This window comes from Cupriavidus sp. GW823-FHT07B10, from assembly GCF_058794355.1.
In genome coordinates this window covers 75,686-94,552 of record NZ_JBXAGS010000015.1, presented here as the reverse complement: position 1 = coordinate 94,552, position 18,867 = coordinate 75,686, and the positions used below count along the sequence as shown (strand labels likewise).

Here is an 18,867-nt window from a genome sequence, read left to right as displayed (position 1 = left end):
AGTTCTCAAGCATGAGTGACTGGATCTCCCTGGCGGCCAGCCAGTCCTACCCGGCCGGCACCCTTTATGTCGTGGCCACGCCCATCGGCAACGTCGCCGACCTGTCGCTGCGCGCGCTGCATGTGCTCGGCCTGGCCGACGCCGTGGCCTGCGAAGACACCCGCAATACCGGCCAGCTGCTGTCGCGCGTGGGCCTGCAGCGGCCGCTGGTGGCCGTGCACGAGCACAACGAGCGCGAGGCCGCGGGCCGCATCGCGGCGCGCCTGGCGGCCGGCGAGCGCATCGCCTACGTCTCCGACGCCGGCACGCCGGGCATCTCCGACCCGGGTGCGCGCCTGGTCGAGGCGGTGCGCGCCGCCGGCCATCCGGTGGTGCCACTGCCCGGCCCCAGTGCCGCGGTGGCCGCGCTGTCGGTGGCGGGCGACATGCTCGATGCCGGCGAAGGCCGCTTCACCTTTGTCGGCTTCCTGCCCAGCAAGCCCAAGGCGCGCACCGAGGCCATCGCCCGGCTGGCGGCGCTGGACCACGCCTGGGTCTGCTACGAGGCGCCGCACCGCATTGCCGACACGCTGGCAGCGCTGGCCGCGGGCCTGCCAGGCGAGCGCCGGCTGCTGGTCGGGCGTGAACTGACCAAGCTGTTCGAGGACATCGCTGTGCTGCCCGTGGCGCAGGCGCCGGCCTGGCTGGCCGCCGACCCGAACCGGGCCAAGGGGGAATTCGTGCTGGTGGTGGAAGGCGCTGGCGCCGCAACTGCCGCGGATGGCTTGCCGGATGCCGAGGCCCAGCGCGTGCTGGCGCTGCTGCTGGCGGAACTGCCGGCCAAGCGCGCCGCCAAGCTGGCGGCCGCCATCACCGGCGCCGGCACCGATGCGCTCTACCAGCTGGCGCTGGCGCAGCGCGCGGGGCAGGCAGAGGACTGACGCGGTGCGCGCGTGATCCCGGGATCGGGAGGAGGAAGGTAAAGCAGAGGTGTCAGCGCGCGGCGGCATGCGGCGGCGCTGCCCTGGTCAGCGCCGTGTGCGCTTGACGGTCTTGCCGCCGGCCTTGGTCGACTTGCGCGCCTTGGCGGGCGCCAGCGAGTTGGCCAGTTCCGGCACGGATACGTCGTCGTCGCCGCTGCCGTCGCCGGCCTCGGTGCCGCCGGCATCGATCTGCGGACCCAGCGCGGCCACTTCGGTGCGCGTCAGGCGGCGGATTTCGACGTTGGTGGCGCCGCGTTCGACGAAGCCCAGGCGGCGCGCGGCGCCGTAGGACACGTCCAGCACGCGGTTGCCGTGGTATGGCCCGCGGTCATTGATGCGCAGCACTGCAACCTTGTTGTTGCGCAGGTTGCGCACCAGCACCCAGCTGTCGAGCGGCAGCGTCGGATGGGCGGCGGTCATGGCGCGCATGTCGAAGCGTTCGCCGTTGGCGGTCTTGCGGCCATGGAAGCCCTTGCCGTACCAGGACGAAACGCCGCGCTGCTCGAACGTGCCGATGTCGGCGCGCAGGCCGTCCAGCGAGCTGCCGCTGCGGCCTTCTTCCGCGTCATAGCCGAACAGGTTCCAGCTGCCGCCGCCCGAGGCGCGCGCGGACTTGTTGTCTGCGTCGGTGCGATCGGTCTTGCCGGCCTTGCCGTTCTTTGCCGCGCGCGTGGGCACGGCGCCAGCGTTGTCGTTGCTTGCGTTGTCGCCTTCAGGGGGCGTGGCACAGGCGGCCAGCACCACGGCGCATGCGGTGCATGCGCCGAGCTTGGCCAGCCGTTGCCAGCGCTTAACGAGAGCGGAGATCCGTAACATGGGCGGCAGTCTAACATTGACTCTTTACGACTATCTCTTTCATTTTGTTACGAAATCTGTGCGATTTCGCACGATCATGACCTATCTGCCCGGAATCCCGCTTGTGGCAAGGGATTCCCGCCCGAGACGGGGCTTTCGCTCAGGTAATGCATAAAGCACACGACTTGCATCGCGGGCGGTGAATCGCCGCCCGGCGCTACAATGCTGGGCACCGCCCGCCGTCCGTGCGGGCCACTCCGTGGCGCCCGGCCAGAAGGCGCCCGGCGCACAAGAAATCGTCCATGAAAGCCCTGCTCATTCCCGTCACGCCCTTCCAGCAAAACTGTTCGCTGCTGATCGATGAAAGCACCGGCCGCGCCGCGGTCTGCGATCCCGGCGGCGACCTGGATCGCATCCGTGAGGCGGTCAGGGAGCAAGGCGTCACGCTGGAAAAGATCTTCCTGACGCATGGCCATGTCGATCACTGCGCCGGCGCCGCAGCGCTCGCGCGCGAGCTGGATATCCCCATCGAAGGCCCGCAGCAGGACGAGCGCTTCTGGATCGAGCAGCTGCCCGAGCAGACGCGCCGCTTCGGCTTCGGCCACGCCGAGAGCTTCGAGCCAGACCGCTGGCTGGAGAACGGCGACACCGTGCAGTTCGGCAACGAGACGCTGGAGGTCTACCACTGCCCCGGCCACACGCCCGGCCACGTGGTGTTCTTCTCGCGCGCCAACCGGCTGGCGGTGGTGGGCGACGTGCTGTTCGCCGGCTCGATCGGCCGCACCGACTTCCCGCGCGGCAACCATGCCGATCTGATCCGCTCGATCCGCACGCGGCTGTGGCCGCTGGGCGAGGACGTGACTTTCATTCCCGGGCACGGCCCGGTCTCCACCTTCGGCGAGGAACGCCGCAACAACCCGTTCGTGGCCGATCACCTGACCGACGTGGGCTGAGGCCGTGGCCAAGCGACAGGTGCCCGACACCCGCCCGGAGATCTACGTCAGCACCGACGTGGAAGCCGACGGCCCGATCCCGGGCCCGCATTCGATGCTGTCGTTCGCGTCCGCGGCAATGCTGGCGGACAAGACCGTGGTGGGCACGTTCTCCGCCAACCTCGAGACCCTGCCCGGCGCCGCCGGCCACCCGGTGCAGATGCAGTGGTGGCAAACCCAGCCCGAAGCCTGGAGCGCCTGCCGGCGCGACCTGCAGCGCCCCGAGGACGCCATGGTCCGCTATGTCGAATGGGTCGAGAGCCTGCCCGGCAAGCCGGTCTTCGTGGCCTTTCCGGCCGGCTTCGATTTCACCTGGATGTTCTGGTACATGATGCGGTTCGCCGGGCGCTCGCCCTTTGGCTGGGCCGCCCTCGACATCAAGACGCTGGGCTTTGCGCTGACCGGGCGCCCCTACCGCAAGACCGTCAAGGCGGCCTTCCCGGCCGCCTGGATGGATCCGCTGCCGCACACCCATGTGGCGCTGGACGATGCGCTCGAACAGGGTGCGCTGTTCTGCAACATGCTCGCTACGCTGCGTGAGCGCGAGGCCGCACTGGCCAGCCTGGCGTCCGATGCCGCAGCGGACGCTAGCGAGCCCTCACCTTCGTCCGGGCAGCCCTGAACGGTTGCTGCGCCGCGGCAGCCACGGCGGCACGCCCCTTGCAGGCTTTGCGTTCGCATCCCACGCAAGCGCGCCTATAGTAGAAGCGGATATGGCGTACCGGGCGAAACGAGCCACAGACTATCCGGCGCACTTGCGCAGCCACGCCATATGCCGTTTGAGCCATGTTGCCCGGATCGCGCGGCGCCTGCCGAGGAGGTGTCGATCATGCGTTTTCATACCGACCTGCACTTGAGAGACCTGGCCGGCCGGATCCATTGGCCGCATGCCACGCGGGGCGCCACACCTATCACCCATCGCCACACCTCGGATGAGGACGCCGAAGTCGCCAAGGCCACGCTATACGTCAGCACGGTGACGCTGGTGGTGCTACTGGTCGTACTGGCGGCCATCGCTTTCGGTCAGGAGGCCATGCACTGGCTGGGTGTTCATTAGACGACCCGCCTGAAGCTGTTTGCCTCAAGCACCGGCCGGCCCCCACCACGTGGGGGCCGGTTTTATTTGGTGCCGTGCATGGGCTGGCTCAGGCCAGCAGCGGCGCCACGTTCTCGGGCGGCCGGCCGATCGCGGCGCGGCGGTTGCGCACCACCACCGGACGCTGCAGCAGGATCGGGTTGTCGGCCACGGCGGCCAGCAGCTCGGCCTCGGTCAGGCCAGGATCGGCCAGGCCCAGATCGGCGTACGGCGCTTCGTTGTCGCGCAGCATCTCGCGTACCGGCACGCCCAGCATGGTGTGCAACTGGCGCAGCGTGGCCAGCGACGGCGGCTCTTTCAGGTATTCCACGATTTCCACCGGTTCGCCCAGCCGCTCGCTGGCGGCCTGGACCAGGGCGAGCGTTTCGCGCGACTTGGAGCAGCGGGGGTTGTGGTAGATGGTGATCATGGCAGGGTCCTTTCTTGTCGTTGCCGTGCCCCGCCCCGGGGCGTTGGCACTAATGCGGTGCAAATCAATCCGCACTATATACAAGACACCGGCCCTCGCGCAGCATCACGCTGGTGCAAGTGGCCGGCACGCATCCTGCGTTGCCCCAAGTCCTTGCATAGGGCGCCATTCCCGATGACTTCCACTACCGTTTCCGCCACGACGCCGTCCGCCGGCACGCGCAAACCCTTCACCCTGCGCGACGCCACACCCGCCGACGTTCCTGCCATCCACGCCATCTACGCGCACCATGTGCTGCACGGCCGCGCCTCGTTCGAGGAAACGCCGCCGAGCCTGGACGAGATGCAGCTGCGTTTTGCCGAAGTCCACCGCAAGGGCCTGCCCTACCTGGTCGCCGTGCGCGACGGCGAGGTGCTGGGCTATGCCTATGCATCGTCCTACCGCGCGCGCAGCGCCTACCGCTTCGCCATCGAGGATTCGATCTATATCGACCACCGCCGCGTCGGCGAGGGCCTGGGCCAGGCCCTGCTGGCCGAACTGGTCGCCCGCTGCGAGACCGGTCCCTGGCGCCAGATGGTCGCCGTGATCGCCTGCACCGCCGGCGGCGAAGGCGCCGGTTCGCTGGCCGTGCATGAGCGCCTGGGCTTCCGCACCGTCGGCCGGCTGGAAGCGGTGGGGTTCAAGCACGGGCAATGGATCGATACGGTGCTGATGCAGCGGGTGCTGGGGGTGGGGGCGACGACGCTGCCGGCGTAGGAGGAATCAGCCGCGGCAAGTTCCGACGTGTCCCATAGTCGCGCAGGTGCCCTGGTATCGACAATGCCTATTCTTCGTCATTACAAGGACATTGGACATGCTGGTGTCGGAAGAAGCCCCGTTCATTCTCACGCTGAACCCGCAATTGCGTGACGCATTCATAGCCGAGGCCGCGGCTGAGGGCCTTACCACCTCGCAGGTTGCTGAGGCGCAGGTGCGCGAGTATCTGGCGCGGCGCAGGCAGGCACGCGACGAGGAGGTCCTTTTCCAGCAGATGATTGAGGAAGGCAGGGTTTCGATGCGTGCCGGCATCGGCATTCCGAATGAGCAGGTGGAAGCAGAGTCCGCCGCGTGGTGTGCCGCGATATTGCGGAAAGCTTGAGAACAAGAAAGCAAAGCGCCACGGGGTCTCCGTGGCGCTTTTGCGTTGGCCGACCGCCTGTTGGCAGTCCGGCTCAATCGAAATGACTTACTTCATCAGGTCCGACAGCGCCAGCGCCACCACCTTGGTCGCGCGGTTCAGGTCGTTCAGGCGCAGGTTCTCGTCCGAGTTATGGCCGCGGGCTTCCATCAGCGTGCGCGGGCCGGCGCCGTACAGCACGGTCGGGATGCCGCGCTTGGTGTAGTGGCGCGCGTCGGTGTAGAGCGGCACGCCTTGCACCGGGATCTCCACGCCGAATACGGACTCGGCACGGCTCTTCAGCGCGCCGATCAGCTTTTCCACGCCCGGCAGTTCCGACAGCGGCTCGGCCAGGATGATGCGCTCGACCTTCACTTCGATGCCCGGACGGTCCTTGGCGGCCTTTTCCACCACGGCGCGGATCTCGCCTTCGGCGTCGAAGCCGATTTCCTCGGGGATCATGCGGCGGTCGACGCGGAAGGTCACCAGGTCAGGCACCACGTTGGTATTGATGCCGCCCTTGATCAGGCCGACGTTCAGCGTGGCGGTGTCGATGCCCGGCACCTTCGACTTGCGCGTGGCCAGCTCGGCGCGCAGGCCGTAGATGGCTTGCAGGATGTGGGTGGCGGCTTCGATCGCATCCACGCCCGTATGCGGCATGGCGGCGTGGCCCTGCTTGCCCTTGACCGTCACTTCGACGTGCAGGCAGCCGTTGTGCGACGAGGTGATGCCGTACGAGAAGCCGGCCGAGATGGCGTAGTCGGCCTTGCTCAGGTTGTTGTCGAGCAGGAACTTGGGACCGATGTCGCCGCCGGTTTCCTCGTCATAGGTGAACTGCAGCTCAACCGCGCCGTTGATCCTGGCGCCCTGCTTCTCTGCTTCCATCAGCGCCAGCACGGCGTAGGTGTAGGTGGCGAAGTCAGATTTGGATACCGCCACGCCGCGGCCGTACATGACCGGGCCGTGCTCGCTGTCGGCCACTTCACCGCCGTACGGGTCCTTGGTCCAGCCCAGGCCCGGGGGCACCACGTCGCCGTGGGCGTTCATGGCGATGGTCGGGCCGCCCGTGCCGAACTGCTTGCGCACGATCAGGTTGGTGGCGCTGATCATGCCGGCTGCCTTCACCAGCTCGTCCGGCACCTTGTGCGCCTCCACCGTGAAGCCCAGGCCCTCCAGCAGTTCCTTGGCGCGCTTGCCATGGGCGTCGCAGTCGCCTGCGGGGTTGTCCGAGGGCACCTTGACCAGTTCGGCCAGGAAGGCTTCCTGTTCCGGACGGTGCTGGTCGATGAACTGCGTCAGCGTGGTTTCAGTGGGGTTCATATTGTCTCGTGCGGTCATGACTTGTTCTCTCAACTACGGAGGGGTTCGGGTGGGTTCCGGGGAATCTGCGCTGGCTTACTGCGGCAGGCGGAAGTGCTCGACGAAATCGCTGAACACGCGCGCGGACAGGGCGGCGTCCTCGGCGGTCATGGTTTCGGTGGGATGGTGGCTGATGCCGCCGTTGCCGCAGCGCACGAACAGCATGGCGACGTCGGCGATGGCGGCAATGGCCATGGCGTCGTGGCCGGCGCCCGACGGCAGGTGGCGCACCGGCACGCCCTGGCGGGCAATCGCGGCGGCCCATTGCTCTTGCAGCCACGGGGCGCAGGGAACACTCTTCGCCTCATGGGTCTTGCGCACCTGCGTGCGCACGTTGCGGCGCGCGCACACGCGCTCGATCTCGGCCAGCACGTCGTTGACGGCGGCCTCGCGCTCGGCGTCAGCGCCGGCGCGGATGTCGATGGAGAACACGGCGCGGCCCGGCACCACGTTGGCGGCGCCGTTGGGCACGTTGAACTGGCCGACCGTGCCGACCAGGCCCGGCTTGCCGCCGCAGCGCTTCTCGATATACAGGCCGATCTCGGCCCCGGCCATGGCGGCGTCGCGGCGCATGTCCATCGGCACCGTGCCGGCGTGGCCGGCCAGGCCTTCGAGCTCGACGATAAAGCGGGTGGCGCCGGAGATTGCGGTCACCACGCCCACCGGCAGGTTTTCATTGAGCAGCACCGGACCTTGTTCGATGTGGACTTCGATGAAGGCCGCGACCTTGCTGCTGTCATGCCTGGCGGCGGGCAAGGCAGTGGCGTCGAAACCGGCCTCGCGCATCACCTGGCGCATGGTCTTGCCGCTGTCGTCGACGTTGTCCAGCACGTTGTTGTCGAAGGTGCCGGCGATGGCGCGGCTGCCCAGCAGCGTGGCCTTGAAGCGCACGCCCTCTTCCTCGGCAAAGCCGACCACCTCGATCGCAAACGGGAAGCGCTTGCCCTGGCGGTTCCATTCGGCCACGCACGCGATCGGCAGGATCACGCCGAGGTTGCCGTCATAGCGGCCGCCGTCGCGCACGGTGTCGAAGTGCGAGCCCGTCAGCAGCGCCGGCGCATCGGGCGAGGTGCCCTCATAGCGGCCGATCACGTTGCCGGCGGCGTCGCGCCGCACCGTCATGCCGGCCTGCTGCATCCATTCGGTCAGCTGCGCGGCGGCGCCGTGGTGGGCCTCGGTCAGGTAGGTACGGGTGAGCATGCCGGGCTGCTCGGTGTGGACGGCCAGGGCGTCGGCCCAGGCCATGATGCGCGTGCCAGTCTCTGCGGCGGACGGCGACGGATTTGCTGCCATGCGTTGTCTCCTGCTGGAAGTGCGTGAACGCCGCGGCGGGTGGTCCGGCAAGACCCGCCGGCGTCTGCCGCAAGGCCTGCCGGCGCGGGCGTGGCGCCCGGGCCGAAGCTCTATTCTGTGCGATTCATGTTAGCACAGTGAATTCAAAAATTGCATACAAAAATGATATGTACTATATTCGCTTCCACGTTCAGACAATTTGCCGCGGACAATCCGGTCCGGACAGGCGATTGCGTGGATTCCGCCTCAACAGGGGGGCCATCCGCGAAGTGGCGCGCTCCCGACCCGGAAGCCAGCACGGAACGTAAGGCCGGCAGCCACCCGCCAGTAGAGCAGTACGGGGCCGCCGGTGATTCCTGGATCAGATGGGCCAGCCAGCGCCAGCCAATGGACAGGCGCCGGACCGGCCCGGTACGGAGACAACCATGCAGCATGCAGTTCCCTCGCAGCCCCGCCCCGGCGCCCCCCAGCCCCGTTTGCACATCCGCTTCACCCGTTCGCTGTTTGGCCAGGTGCTGATTGCCCTGGTAATTGGCACGGCACTCGGCCTGGCATTCCCTGAATTCGCCGCCAAGCTCAAGCCGCTTGGCGATGCCTTTATCAAGCTGATCAAGATGCTGATCGGCCCGATCGTGTTCTGCGTGGTGGTGGCCGGCATCTGCGGCGCCGGCGAGCTGAAGAAGGTCGGCCGCGTCGGCATCAAGGCGGTGGTGTACTTCGAGATCGTCACCACCATCGCGCTGGCGCTGGGCATCCTGCTGGCCTATGTGTTCCAGCCCGGCGTCGGCATGAATGTCGACCCGCGTTCGCTCGATGCATCGGCCATCGCCGGATTTATCGACAACGCGACCAAGGTGAAGGACCAGGGCACGGTCGACTTCCTGCTCAAGCTGATCCCCAATACCGTGTTCGGCGCCTTTGCCAACGGCGACGTGCTGCAGGTGCTGCTGGTGTCGATCCTGTTCGGCTGCGCGCTGTCTCTGGTGGGTGAGCCGGGCCGGCCGCTGGTCAGGCTGATCGACACCTTCTCGCATACGCTGTTCAAGATGATGGGCTTCATCATCAAGCTGGCGCCGCTGGGCGTGCTGGGCGCGGTGGCCTTCACCGTGGGCAAGTACGGCATCGGCTCGCTCAAGCAGCTCGGCTTCCTGGTATTCCTGTTCTACGGCGCGGTGATCGTGTTCGTGCTGGTGGTGCTGGGCACCATCATGCGCGTGTGCGGCTTCTCGGTGATCAAGCTGATCCGCTACCTGCGCGCCGAGCTGCTGGTGGTGCTGGGCACGGCCTCGTCCGACAGCGTGCTGCCGCAGGTGATGAAGAAGCTGGAGTTCATGGGCATCAAGAAGTCGGTGGTGGGCCTGGTGATCCCGACCGGCTACTCGTTCAACCTGGATGCGTTCTCGATCTACCTGACGCTGGCCGCGGTTTTTATCGCGCAGGCGACCAACACGCCGCTGGCGATGGGCGACCTGCTCGGCATCCTGGCGGTGGCGCTGGTCACCTCCAAGGGCGCGCACGGCATCCCCGGCTCGGCCATCGTGATCCTGGCCGCGACGCTGTCGGCACACCCGGCGATTCCCGCCATCGGGCTGGTGCTGGTGCTGTCGGTGGACTGGTTCATCGGCATCGCGCGTGCACTGGGCAACCTGATCGGCAACTGCGTGGCGACCGTGGTGGTGGCCGCCTGGGAGAAGGATATCGACCGCGAACGGGCCCATGGCGTGCTCAACGGCGCCATCGAGGCGACCGACCTGGATGCTGGCCTGGCCGCGATGGCGGAGGACGGCGTTACCGCCGGTTCTCCGGTCCCTGCGCCGGGGCGATAGAATCATGCCATCTCCCCAACCGCGCAGCCCCTGCGCAAGTGCGCTGCCATGCCCGAGCATATCGATCCTGACATGACCGCCGAAGCGATCGCCGAAGACATTGTCGCGGCCATCGTTTCGCACCGCCTGCCGCCCGGCACCAAGCTGCGCGAGGAGGCCCTGGCCAGTGTCTACCGCGTCAGCCGCACCAAGGTGCGCGCGGCGCTGCTGATGCTGTCCAAGGACAAGGTCATCCAGATCGTGCCCGACAAGGGTGCCTTCGTGGCCAAGCCCAGCGCCGAGGAGGCGCGCGAGGTCTTCGCGGTGCGCCGCATCCTGGAAGCGGCGCTGGCGCGCGAGTTCGTTGCCAAGGCGACCCCGGCCGACTACAAGCGCATCGACCGCCACCTGGCGGCCGAACGCAAGGCGCTGGGTGGCAACGATGCGCAGGTACGCACCCGGCTGCTGGGCGACTTCCATATCGTGCTGGCCGAGGTGGTCGGCAACGGCGTGCTGACCGAGATGATGCGCGAGCTGTCGACGCGCAGCGCGGTCATCACCATGCTGTACCAGTCGCGCCGCGACGCGGCCTGCTCGTCGGACGAGCACCGCGAATTCATCGAGGCCGCCCGTGCCGGCGATGTCGAGCGGGCCGTCACGCTGATGGTGGACCACCTGGGCCACGTGGAAGGTGCGCTGCATTTCGAGGAAACCGCGCCGGTGTCGCGCGGCAAGGACCTGGTGACCGCGCTGCTCGCGTAGGCGTCTGCTTGACGTGAGTCAAAGCGGCCACTGCCGCCCGCGCGCACACTTGACCCCGCCATGAAGACGCGGGGGCGCACTTCATGAGCACTCTGCCTTCCGGCACCTCATCGTCGGAAGGCCGCCCGCACGCTGCAACGGTGTGCGGGCTTTCTTTTTTCTGAGGACTGGGTTTTGCGCTGCGGAATGGCGCCCTGTCCCGCCGCCTGGCCGCGACGCAGTCCCGCACCCGTTTTTTCCTTTCCCGCCAGCTAGTTGCAGCGCCCGGAAGGCATTCCCGGCGCCGCCATAGTTGCGTCCGCGGCGGCCGGCATTGCCGGCAATACGTGAGATCGAATCCCGGCTTCGGGTTAGGATGCCGGAGGCCCGAGCCAGAGGCCGGCGCCGCCCCCCGCAGGATCCGGGGCGGACGCACACCAGAACAGAAACATGGAGACCGTCATGCGCCATCGCGCGATACCTGCGCTGCAGCCACGCCGCCGGCGCTAGCTCTCCCCTGCATTTCGCAACGCCACGGTCCTGCCTGACGCCGGATCGCGGCCCGCATCGCATGACCATCGATCGAGAGGACTTCCCATGCCCAGTGCCTTCCGCCCCGACGCCTTTGCCGGCAAGACCATATTCGTCGCCGGCGCCTCCTCCGGCATCAACCTCGGCATCGCGCACGGCTTCGCGCGCGCCGGGGCGAAGCTGGCGCTGATCAGCCGCACCGCCGAGCGCATCCAGGCCGCCGCCGACACCATCACCGCGGCCGGCGGCACCGCCATCGGCATGGCCGCCGACGTGCGCGACTATGCCGCAGTGGAAGCGGCCTTCGCACGCGCCCAGGACAAACTGGGACCGATCGACGTGGTGATCTCCGGCGCCGCGGGCAACTTCCTCGCGCCCGTGGTCGGCATGTCGGCCAATGCCTTCAAGACGGTGGTCGATATCGACCTGCTCGGCACCTTCAACGTGTTCCGCGCCAGCTTCGACCACCTGGCCAAGCCGGGTGCGTCGCTGATCGCGATCACCGCGCCGCAGGCGGTCAACGCCATGATGTTCCAGGCCCATGCCTGCGCCGCCAAGGCCGGCATCAACATGCTGATCAAGTGCCTGGCGATGGAATGGGGCCCGGCCGGCGTGCGCGTGAACGGCATCTCGCCCGGCCCGATCGCCGACACCGAAGGCATGGCGCGGCTGGCGCCCACGGCCGAGATGGAGGCGCGCTACAAGGCCCGCCTGGCGCTGCGCGACTACGGCACCAAGGACGATATCGCCGATGCCGCGATGTACCTGAGCAGCGACAACGCGCACTACGTCACCGGCACCATCCTCGACTGCGACGGCGGCAGCAAGCTGGGCGACGCCTCCGCCGACGCGCTGAAGAAGCCGCAGTAAGTTTCCGCACCCGCACCGAACCACGACCAAGCAACAAGGAGAACCACCCATGACGGCATCCGTCCTCTATCAAGCCAGCGAAGGCGTGGCCACGCTGACCCTGAACCGCCCGGACGTGCTCAACGCGATGAACGGCGACCTGATGCGCGAGCTGCGCGAGGGCGTTGAGCGCGCCGCCGGCGATGCCGGCGTGCGCGCCGTGCTGATCACCGGCGCGGGCCGCGGCTTCTGCGCTGGCGCCGACCTTGCCGCGCGCGGCAAGGATGGCATCTCCGATTCCGGCACGCTGCTGCGCGAGCGCTACCACCCGATCATCATGGCGCTGCGCCAGATGCCCAAGCCGGTCGTCACCGCGGTCAACGGCGTGGCCGCCGGTGCCGGCATGAGCCTGGCGCTGGCGGGCGACGTGGTGCTGGCGGCCCGCTCGGCCAGCTTCCTGCAGGCCTTCTCCAAGATCGGCCTGGTCCCGGACGCCGGCAGCACCTACTTCGTGCCGCGCTATGCCGGCGAGATGCGCGCCCGCGCGCTGGCCATCCTGGCCGAGAAGATCGATGCCGAGGAGGCCCAGCGCATCGGCCTGGTGTGGAAGGTCCACGCCGACGACGCGCTGCAGGACGAGGCCGGCAAGCTGGCCCGCCACCTGGCCACCATGCCGACCATGGCCTACGGCATGATCAAGGAAGCCCTCAACCAGAGCTTCGACAACGACCTGGCCGCGCAGCTCGAAGTGGAAGCCACGCTGCAGTCGCGCGCCAGCCGCAGCGATGACTGCAAGGAAGGCGTAGCCGCCTTCATGGAGAAGCGCAAGCCCCAGTTCAAGGGCCGTTGAGAACCCGCATCACAAGGAGCCAGCGCATGAGCGCCAGCAGCAACGAACGTATCCTCGTCACCATCGAAGACGGCGTCGCCGACGTCCGCCTGAACCGCCCCGACAAGATGAACGCGCTCGACCAGGCCATGTTCGACGCGCTGATCGAGACCGGCGAGCAACTGGCGCGCATGCCCGACCTGCGCGCCGTGGTCCTGTCAGGCGAGGGCCGCGCCTTCTGCGCGGGGCTGGACATGGGCCGCATGGCGGGCATGTTGTCGGGCGGTGGCGGCGAATCCCACAACGACAGCATCGGCGCGGGCCGCCTCGGCAAGCGTACCAACGGCATGTCCAATCGCCCGCAGTACGCGTGCATGGTCTGGCGCGAACTGCCGGTGCCGGTCTTCGCCGCGGTCCACGGCGTGGCTTTCGGCGGCGGGCTGCAGGTGGCGCTGGGCGCTGACGTACGCTACGTCGCGCCCGATACCAGGCTGTCGGTCATGGAAATGAAGTGGGGGCTGGTGCCCGACATGGCCGGCATGGTGCTCACGCGCGGCCTGGTGCGCCCCGACGTGCTGCGCGAGCTGATCTACAGCGCGCGCGTGCTGAGCGGCACCGAAGCCTGCGAACTGGGCCTGGGCACCTACCTCGCCGACGACCCGCGCGCCGCGGCGCTGGAAGCCGCGCGCCAGGTGGCACAGAAGAACCCGGATGCGATCCGCGCGGCCAAGCGCCTGATGGCGGTGGTGGAGCGCGGCGACAATGCCGCCATCCTGCAGGCCGAGTCCGACGAGCAGGACCGGCTGGTCGGCTCACCCAACCAGCGCGAGGCAGTGCTGGCCAATATGCAGAAGCGCGCGCCGCGCTTCGAGCCGGCGGGCTGAAGCAAGCCGCTCAGTGGTGGTGCCGCGCGGCTCGCCGGCGGCGCCACCACAACGCATAGACCACCACGTTGACCACCAGCACCACCGCGCCGAGCCACAGCTGCACCGCGGGCGTGAGCCCGGCCGGATAGATCAGCGGCAACAGGTAGCGCTCGACAAAACCGCCGCTGTAGCCCGCCTGTCCCGCGGCCCGGCGCAGCATGTTTTCCAGCGGCGTCAGCGGGCAGATCCAGCCGGACCATTCGATCAGCACGCCCCACACCGCCGCCGGCAGGTGCAGCCATGCGACACGCGGCCAGCGCAACACCAGCAGGCCGCCCGCCACCACGAACAGGATAAACAGCCCGTGCACGATGACCACCAGGTCGGCCAGCCAGGCTGTGATCGGCATCGCGCTCGGCGGCGGCCTCAGTTGCCGCCCGCCGTGTCCATCCAGTAGCCCGGGCGCGCGAACTGCGCCTTCAGGTGCTCGATGAAGAAACGGATCTTGGCCGGCACCGGCCGCTGCTGCGGGTACACGGCAAGGATGTCGTAGGCCGGCAGCGCGTATTCGTCCAGCACCGTGATCAGCTCGCCGCTTTCCAGCTGCGGCAGGATCTCCCAGGTCGAGCGCCAGCCCAGGCCCAGGCCCTCGCCGGTCCAGCGGTGCAGCAGCTCGCCGTCGTTGCAGTCCAGGTTGCCGTTGACGCGCACGGTCACGGTCTTGCCGTTCTGGCTGAAGTACCAGCCGCGCTGCTGGCCGCCCTGCAGGTTGAACGCCAGGCAGTTGTGCTGGGCCAGGTCGTCCAGCGTCTGCGGCACGCCGTACCTGGCGAAGTACGCCGGCGTGCCGCACACCACGCGCTTGTTCGAGGCCAGCTTGATCGCGACAAAGTTCGGGTCGATGGCGCCGCCGATGCGGATGCCGACGTCATAGCCTTCGCGCACCAGGTCGACCACGCGGTCGGTCAGGTTGAACGAGATCTGCACTTCCGGGTTGGCCGAGAGGAACGCCGGCGCGTGCGGTGCCACGTGCTTGCGCCCGAACGCCGCCGGTGCCGAAACGATCAGGTGGCCGGTGGCCTTGTGCTTGCCTTCGGCGATCAGCATCTCGGCGCGGTCCAGGTCGGCCAGCGCCTTCTTGCACTGCTCCATGAACACCGCGCCCTGCTCGGTCACGGCGATGCGGCGCGTGGACCGGTGCAGCAGCTTGACGCCGATGCGGGCTTCCAGCGCGTTGATGCGGCGGCCGATCATCACCGGCGTCACGTTCTGCGTGAGCGCCGCGGCCGCCATGCTGCCGTGCTCCACCACGGCGATAAAGGCTTCGATTTGCTTGAGTTTGTCCATCGGATATTCGTCTCCCGGGCGCCATTGTGCGGCATCCCCGGGGATGTGGCATCACTGCGCGGCTGATGGGCAGGATCGCGGCATCCGCATACGGCCGCGTCAGGGCCGCTGCCAGGGGCATGCCGCGTCACCCCAAGCCGGTGCGGAATCAGGCGGCCGGAGCCGCCCGCGCCCTGACCTGCGCGTTCATCTCGGCCGCTTCGCCCAGCACATGGGCCAGCCGCCGCAGCGGCCGGCTGCATTGCACGTGCAGGTACAGGTAGCAGGCCGCGCCGGTCACCACCATCACGCCGTAGAGCCACAGCAGCGTCCCGGCCATGGCCTGCTGGCGCGGCAGTGCCGCCACCACGGCCGCGGCCGGCGCCAGTGCCAGCAGCCCTGCCAGGGTGCGCGCAGCACCTTCCCACAACCGCAGTTGCAACACCACACGCCGCTGGCGCGCCTGCAGCTGCTGTGGCGGGATGCGCGCCAACCGGCGCAGCAGCGCATCCTCGGCCACGCTGTGGCGGTCCATCTCGGCGGCCTGCCAGCGCAGCGGATGGCGCAGCGTGGCCAGCACGGTGCCGGCGCGCGTGAGTCCGGCGCCGACGTAACAGGCGGCCGACAAGGCCAGCAGCGCCTCGAAGGTCCGCAGCGACCACGGCGGCACCGGGTGCTTCAGCCACAGCCGCCAGACGGCCAGGGCCGCGCCACTCAGGATGGTCGCGACCAGCGCCGCGATAAAGCCCACCCACAGCGCGCGCCCGAGGCGGCCGCCCGGCGCCGGAGGGTAGGCGGCCGGCCCGGGCGGGACGGCGGCAAGCGCTTCAAGCAGTTCGTAAGTAGACGGCAGCCTGGAATACATGGTCGGCCCGGATGGCGAGGAATCCCGCCATTTTGCCGCACTGCGCTGCGGCGGCCGGCCGGCGCGGCCCCGTACCCACCGCTGCGCTGCGTGCCCGCACCGTCACACCACATGTCCAATTGCGTACCCCGGCGTACCCCCGCCGACCGTCCGATCTGGCTTCCAAGGCGATATTGCGTACCCCAGGTATCGAATCAACTGATCTCCCTTCTGTTTATCCCACCCCGCCTGCGGGAATAGGATCGACTCCAACGGAATTCACACCATCACTGGAGACAAGATCATGGCAAAGATGAGAGCAATCGACGCGGCAATCGCCGTGCTGGAGAAGGAAGGCGTGACCACGGCATTCGGCGTGCCGGGCGCGGCCATCAACCCGTTCTACTCGGCAATGCGCAAGTCGGGCAACATCAACCACGTGCTGGCCCGCCACGTCGAGGGCGCCTCGCACATGGCCGAAGGCTACACCCGTGCCGAGCCGGGCAACATCGGCGTCTGCGTCGGCACCTCGGGCCCCGCCGGCACCGACATGATCACCGGCCTGTACTCGGCCTGGGCCGATTCGATCCCCATCCTCTGCATTACCGGCCAGGCCCCGCGCGCCCGCCTGTACAAGGAAGACTTCCAGGCCGTCGATATCGAGTCGATCGCCAAGCCCGTGACCAAGTGGGCCGTGACCGTGCGCGAGCCGGCCCTGGTGCCGCAAGTGTTCCAGCAAGCCTTCCACATCATGCGTTCGGGCCGCCCGGGTCCGGTGCTGATCGACCTGCCGTTCGATGTGCAGGTGGCCGAGATCGAATTCGATGTCGACACCTACCAGTCGCTGCAGCCGTACAAGCCGGCAGCCTCGCGCGCCCAGATCGAGAAGGCCATCTCGATGCTGAACGCGGCCGAGCGCCCGCTGATCGTGTGCGGCGGCGGCGTGATCAACGCCGACGCGGCGGATCTGCTGGTCGAGTTCGCTGAACTGGTCAACGTGCCAGTGGTGCCGACCCTGATGGGCTGGGGCGTGCTGGCCGACGACCACCCGCTGCAAGCCGGCATGGTCGGCCTGCAGACCTCGCACCGCTACGGCAACGCCACGCTGCTGGCTTCGGACTTCGTGATGGGCATCGGCAACCGCTGGGCCAACCGCCACACCGGCAGCGTCGATGTCTACACCAAGGGCCGCAAGTTCGTGCACGTCGATATCGAACCCACCCAGATCGGCCGCGTGTTCGGACCTGACCTGGGCATCGTGTCGGACGCCAAGGCCGCGCTGGAACTGTTCGTTGAAGTTGCCCGCGAAATGAAGATGGCCGGCCGCCTGCCGTGCCGCAAGTCGTGGGTGGCCGACGTGCAGAAGCGCCGCCGCACCATGCAGCGCAAGAGCGATTTCGACAACGTGCCGGTCAAGCCGCAGCGCGTGTACCGCGAGATGAACCAGTACTTCCCGCGCGACGTGCGTTATGTCAGCACCATCGGCCTGTCGCAGATCGCCGCGGCCCAGTTCCTGTCGGTCAACGAGCCGCGCCACTGGATCAACTGCGGCCAGGCCGGCCCGCTGGGCTGGACCATCCCGGCCGCGATCGGCGTGAAGACCGCCTCGCCGGATTCGGATGTGGTGGCGATCTCGGGCGACTACGACTTCCAGTTCATGATCGAAGAACTGGCCGTGGCCGCGCAGTTCAAGGTGCCGTACATCCACGTGGTGGTGAACAACTCCTACCTCGGCCTGATCCGCCAGGCGCAGCGCAACTTCGAGATGGACTACTGCGTGCAGCTGGCCTTCGACAACGTCAACTCGCCTGAACTGAACGGCTACGGCGTGGACCACGTCAAGGTGGTCGAGGGCCTGGGCTGCAAGGCGATCCGCGTGTTCAAGCCGGAAGACATCGCCCCGGCCTTCGCCGAAGCGCGCGACCTGATGGCCGAGTTCTCGGTGCCGGTGGTGGTCGAGGTGATCCTGGAGCGCGTGACCAATATCGCGATGGGCACCGAGATCGACAACGTCAACGAATTCGAGCCGATCGAAGACCTCGAGGACATCGAGGAAGCGATCCTGAAGGAAGAAGTGGAAACGGCGTAAGCGGCACCATTCCAACATGGAAGCGCGGGCCACGGCCCGCGCAAATCCAGCGCCCCTGCATCACCGGTTCTGCACCGGCAGAACGACAACACAACTAAACCGGAGAGACTCATGACTAAACTTGCGGCCAACCTCACCATGCTGTTCAATGAAGTCGGTTTTCTCGACCGCTTCGAAGCCGCCGCGCGCGCGGGCTTCCGCGGCGTGGAATTCCTCTTCCCCTATGCCTTCCATGCGGATCAGATCGCTGACCGCCTGAACCGCTTCCAGCTGGACCTGGTGCTGCACAACCTGCCCGCCGGCAAGTGGGAAGCGGGCGAGCGCGGCATTGCCTGCCACCCGGACCGCGTCGGCGAGTTCCAGGACGGCGTGGGCGAGGCCATCAAGTACGCCAAGGTGCTGGGCGTGCGCCAGCTGAACTGCCTGGTCGGCATCCAGCCGCAGAACGTCAAGCGCGAGCAGGCCCAGGAAACGCTGGTGGAAAACCTGCGCTTCGCCGCCAGCGCGCTCGCTGCTGAGCATATCGACCTGCTGGTCGAGCCGATCAACACCTTCGACATCCCCGGCTTCTTCCTGTCGCGCACGCAGCAGGCGGTGGACCTGATCAACCAGGTCAATGCGCCCAACCTGTACGTGCAGTACGACATCTACCACATGCAGCGGATGGAAGGCGAGATCGCCAACACCATCAAGGCCAACCTGCCGAAGATCAAGCACGTGCAGCTGGCCGACAACCCGGGCCGCAATGAACCGGGGACCGGCGAGCTGAACTACCGCTTCCTGTTCAAGTTCCTGGACGAGATCGGCTACAACGGCTGGATCGGCTGCGAGTACAAGCCGAAGACCACCACCGAAGCCGGCCTGGGCTGGCGCGCCGAGCACGGCGTGCAGTAACGGGTTACCACCTACGCCAACCAAGACAGAC

Annotated in this window: 20 protein-coding genes; 13 read left to right on the top strand and 7 right to left on the bottom strand. The window is 67.8% G+C overall.

Annotated features, from left to right (window positions below):
• Positions 1–11 precede the first annotated feature (11 nt).
• On the top strand, positions 12–920 hold the full coding sequence (rsmI, locus tag AC1Q6V_RS25830; protein ID WP_010812129.1) for a 16S rRNA (cytidine(1402)-2'-O)-methyltransferase: 909 nt from the start codon (positions 12–14) through the stop codon (positions 918–920).
• Between the two features lie 87 nt (positions 921–1,007).
• Here the strand turns inward: rsmI and AC1Q6V_RS25825 are convergent, their stop codons facing one another.
• Positions 1,008–1,778 (bottom strand): septal ring lytic transglycosylase RlpA family protein, encoded by a 771-nt coding sequence (locus tag AC1Q6V_RS25825; protein ID WP_454749987.1) that lies wholly within the window; start codon positions 1,776–1,778, stop codon positions 1,008–1,010.
• Positions 1,779–2,059: 281 nt separating this feature from the next.
• Here AC1Q6V_RS25825 and AC1Q6V_RS25820 point away from each other — a divergent pair, with 281 nt between their 5' ends.
• The 3 genes from AC1Q6V_RS25820 to AC1Q6V_RS25810 all read left to right on the top strand — a co-directional run bounded on the left by AC1Q6V_RS25820 (position 2,060) and on the right by AC1Q6V_RS25810 (position 3,806).
• Positions 2,060–2,710, top strand: coding sequence for an MBL fold metallo-hydrolase (locus AC1Q6V_RS25820; RefSeq protein WP_010812131.1), 651 nt, complete (start codon positions 2,060–2,062; stop codon positions 2,708–2,710).
• Between the two features lie 4 nt (positions 2,711–2,714).
• Positions 2,715–3,371, top strand: coding sequence for a hypothetical protein (locus AC1Q6V_RS25815; protein WP_010812132.1), 657 nt, complete (start codon positions 2,715–2,717; stop codon positions 3,369–3,371).
• 207 nt (positions 3,372–3,578) lie between these two features.
• The gene (locus tag AC1Q6V_RS25810) at positions 3,579–3,806 is read left to right on the top strand and encodes a hypothetical protein (RefSeq protein ID WP_010812133.1); all 228 of its coding nucleotides are present in this window, start codon (positions 3,579–3,581) and stop codon (positions 3,804–3,806) included.
• Positions 3,807–3,894: 88 nt separating this feature from the next.
• On the opposite strand, the gene arsC is transcribed toward AC1Q6V_RS25810, so the two are convergent.
• Complete coding sequence (gene arsC, locus AC1Q6V_RS25805; RefSeq protein ID WP_010812134.1) at positions 3,895–4,254, bottom strand: arsenate reductase (glutaredoxin); 360 nt, start codon at positions 4,252–4,254, stop codon at positions 3,895–3,897.
• A gap of 174 nt (positions 4,255–4,428) precedes the next feature.
• Between arsC and AC1Q6V_RS25800 the strand changes: the two genes are divergently transcribed.
• Positions 4,429–5,010 (top strand): GNAT family N-acetyltransferase, encoded by a 582-nt coding sequence (locus tag AC1Q6V_RS25800; protein ID WP_010812135.1) that lies wholly within the window; start codon positions 4,429–4,431, stop codon positions 5,008–5,010.
• 97 nt (positions 5,011–5,107) lie between these two features.
• Complete coding sequence (locus AC1Q6V_RS25795; protein WP_454749988.1) at positions 5,108–5,392, top strand: antitoxin of toxin-antitoxin stability system; 285 nt, start codon at positions 5,108–5,110, stop codon at positions 5,390–5,392.
• A gap of 87 nt (positions 5,393–5,479) precedes the next feature.
• Here the strand turns inward: AC1Q6V_RS25795 and AC1Q6V_RS25790 are convergent, their stop codons facing one another.
• Together AC1Q6V_RS25790 and AC1Q6V_RS25785 are read right to left on the bottom strand one after the other, a co-directional pair.
• Positions 5,480–6,748 (bottom strand): M20/M25/M40 family metallo-hydrolase, encoded by a 1,269-nt coding sequence (locus tag AC1Q6V_RS25790; protein WP_010812137.1) that lies wholly within the window; start codon positions 6,746–6,748, stop codon positions 5,480–5,482.
• 57 nt (positions 6,749–6,805) lie between these two features.
• Positions 6,806–8,062, bottom strand: coding sequence for an allantoate amidohydrolase (locus tag AC1Q6V_RS25785; protein WP_010812138.1), 1,257 nt, complete (start codon positions 8,060–8,062; stop codon positions 6,806–6,808).
• 425 nt (positions 8,063–8,487) lie between these two features.
• On the opposite strand from AC1Q6V_RS25785, the gene AC1Q6V_RS25780 reads away from it, so the two are divergent.
• From AC1Q6V_RS25780 to AC1Q6V_RS25760, 5 genes are all read left to right on the top strand, one after another.
• Positions 8,488–9,888, top strand: coding sequence for a C4-dicarboxylate transporter DctA (locus AC1Q6V_RS25780; RefSeq protein ID WP_010812139.1), 1,401 nt, complete (start codon positions 8,488–8,490; stop codon positions 9,886–9,888).
• A 48-nt stretch (positions 9,889–9,936) separates the two neighbouring features.
• Entirely contained in the window at positions 9,937–10,629 is a 693-nt protein-coding gene (locus tag AC1Q6V_RS25775; protein WP_010812140.1) for a GntR family transcriptional regulator, read from the top strand.
• Between the two features lie 576 nt (positions 10,630–11,205).
• Positions 11,206–12,009: an SDR family oxidoreductase gene (locus AC1Q6V_RS25770; protein ID WP_439668353.1), complete on the top strand. Its 804-nt coding sequence runs from the start codon at positions 11,206–11,208 to the stop codon at positions 12,007–12,009.
• Between the two features lie 49 nt (positions 12,010–12,058).
• Positions 12,059–12,838, top strand: a complete 780-nt coding sequence (locus tag AC1Q6V_RS25765) for an enoyl-CoA hydratase-related protein (RefSeq protein ID WP_010812142.1) — start codon at positions 12,059–12,061, stop codon at positions 12,836–12,838.
• Positions 12,839–12,864: 26 nt separating this feature from the next.
• Positions 12,865–13,701, top strand: coding sequence for a crotonase/enoyl-CoA hydratase family protein (locus AC1Q6V_RS25760; RefSeq protein ID WP_010812143.1), 837 nt, complete (start codon positions 12,865–12,867; stop codon positions 13,699–13,701).
• A 10-nt stretch (positions 13,702–13,711) separates the two neighbouring features.
• Here the strand turns inward: AC1Q6V_RS25760 and AC1Q6V_RS25755 are convergent, their stop codons facing one another.
• The 3 genes from AC1Q6V_RS25755 to AC1Q6V_RS25745 form a co-directional block, all read right to left on the bottom strand.
• Complete coding sequence (locus tag AC1Q6V_RS25755) at positions 13,712–14,092, bottom strand: DUF2784 domain-containing protein (protein ID WP_010812144.1); 381 nt, start codon at positions 14,090–14,092, stop codon at positions 13,712–13,714.
• A gap of 17 nt (positions 14,093–14,109) precedes the next feature.
• On the bottom strand, positions 14,110–15,030 hold the full coding sequence (locus tag AC1Q6V_RS25750) for a LysR family transcriptional regulator (RefSeq protein ID WP_010812145.1): 921 nt from the start codon (positions 15,028–15,030) through the stop codon (positions 14,110–14,112).
• A gap of 148 nt (positions 15,031–15,178) precedes the next feature.
• Positions 15,179–15,874 (bottom strand): hypothetical protein, encoded by a 696-nt coding sequence (locus tag AC1Q6V_RS25745; protein ID WP_010812146.1) that lies wholly within the window; start codon positions 15,872–15,874, stop codon positions 15,179–15,181.
• A gap of 283 nt (positions 15,875–16,157) precedes the next feature.
• On the opposite strand from AC1Q6V_RS25745, the gene gcl reads away from it, so the two are divergent.
• Complete coding sequence (gene gcl / locus AC1Q6V_RS25740; RefSeq protein WP_010812147.1) at positions 16,158–17,942, top strand: glyoxylate carboligase; 1,785 nt, start codon at positions 16,158–16,160, stop codon at positions 17,940–17,942.
• A 111-nt stretch (positions 17,943–18,053) separates the two neighbouring features.
• A complete protein-coding gene (gene hyi / locus AC1Q6V_RS25735; protein ID WP_010812148.1) occupies positions 18,054–18,836 on the top strand; it encodes a hydroxypyruvate isomerase in 783 nt (260 codons plus the stop codon).
• Positions 18,837–18,867: the final 31 nt, after the last annotated feature.

Excerpts from the sequence above, each read along its gene's own strand:
- rsmI (WP_010812129.1), top strand. The coding sequence starts at position 12 with ATGAGTGACTGGATCTCCCTGGCGGCCAGCCAGTCCTACCCGGCCGGC.
- AC1Q6V_RS25825 (WP_454749987.1), bottom strand. The coding sequence starts at position 1,778 with ATGTTACGGATCTCCGCTCTCGTTAAGCGCTGGCAACGGCTGGCCAAG.
- AC1Q6V_RS25820 (WP_010812131.1), top strand. The coding sequence starts at position 2,060 with ATGAAAGCCCTGCTCATTCCCGTCACGCCCTTCCAGCAAAACTGTTCG.
- AC1Q6V_RS25810 (WP_010812133.1), top strand. The coding sequence starts at position 3,579 with ATGCGTTTTCATACCGACCTGCACTTGAGAGACCTGGCCGGCCGGATC.
- arsC (WP_010812134.1), bottom strand. The coding sequence starts at position 4,254 with ATGATCACCATCTACCACAACCCCCGCTGCTCCAAGTCGCGCGAAACG.
- AC1Q6V_RS25800 (WP_010812135.1), top strand. The coding sequence starts at position 4,429 with ATGACTTCCACTACCGTTTCCGCCACGACGCCGTCCGCCGGCACGCGC.
- AC1Q6V_RS25795 (WP_454749988.1), top strand. The coding sequence starts at position 5,108 with ATGCTGGTGTCGGAAGAAGCCCCGTTCATTCTCACGCTGAACCCGCAA.
- AC1Q6V_RS25790 (WP_010812137.1), bottom strand. The coding sequence starts at position 6,748 with ATGACCGCACGAGACAATATGAACCCCACTGAAACCACGCTGACGCAG.
- AC1Q6V_RS25785 (WP_010812138.1), bottom strand. The coding sequence starts at position 8,062 with ATGGCAGCAAATCCGTCGCCGTCCGCCGCAGAGACTGGCACGCGCATC.
- AC1Q6V_RS25780 (WP_010812139.1), top strand. The coding sequence starts at position 8,488 with ATGCAGCATGCAGTTCCCTCGCAGCCCCGCCCCGGCGCCCCCCAGCCC.
- AC1Q6V_RS25775 (WP_010812140.1), top strand. The coding sequence starts at position 9,937 with ATGCCCGAGCATATCGATCCTGACATGACCGCCGAAGCGATCGCCGAA.
- AC1Q6V_RS25770 (WP_439668353.1), top strand. The coding sequence starts at position 11,206 with ATGCCCAGTGCCTTCCGCCCCGACGCCTTTGCCGGCAAGACCATATTC.
- AC1Q6V_RS25765 (WP_010812142.1), top strand. The coding sequence starts at position 12,059 with ATGACGGCATCCGTCCTCTATCAAGCCAGCGAAGGCGTGGCCACGCTG.
- AC1Q6V_RS25760 (WP_010812143.1), top strand. The coding sequence starts at position 12,865 with ATGAGCGCCAGCAGCAACGAACGTATCCTCGTCACCATCGAAGACGGC.
- AC1Q6V_RS25755 (WP_010812144.1), bottom strand. The coding sequence starts at position 14,092 with ATGCCGATCACAGCCTGGCTGGCCGACCTGGTGGTCATCGTGCACGGG.
- AC1Q6V_RS25750 (WP_010812145.1), bottom strand. The coding sequence starts at position 15,030 with ATGGACAAACTCAAGCAAATCGAAGCCTTTATCGCCGTGGTGGAGCAC.
- AC1Q6V_RS25745 (WP_010812146.1), bottom strand. The coding sequence starts at position 15,874 with ATGTATTCCAGGCTGCCGTCTACTTACGAACTGCTTGAAGCGCTTGCC.
- gcl (WP_010812147.1), top strand. The coding sequence starts at position 16,158 with ATGGCAAAGATGAGAGCAATCGACGCGGCAATCGCCGTGCTGGAGAAG.
- hyi (WP_010812148.1), top strand. The coding sequence starts at position 18,054 with ATGACTAAACTTGCGGCCAACCTCACCATGCTGTTCAATGAAGTCGGT.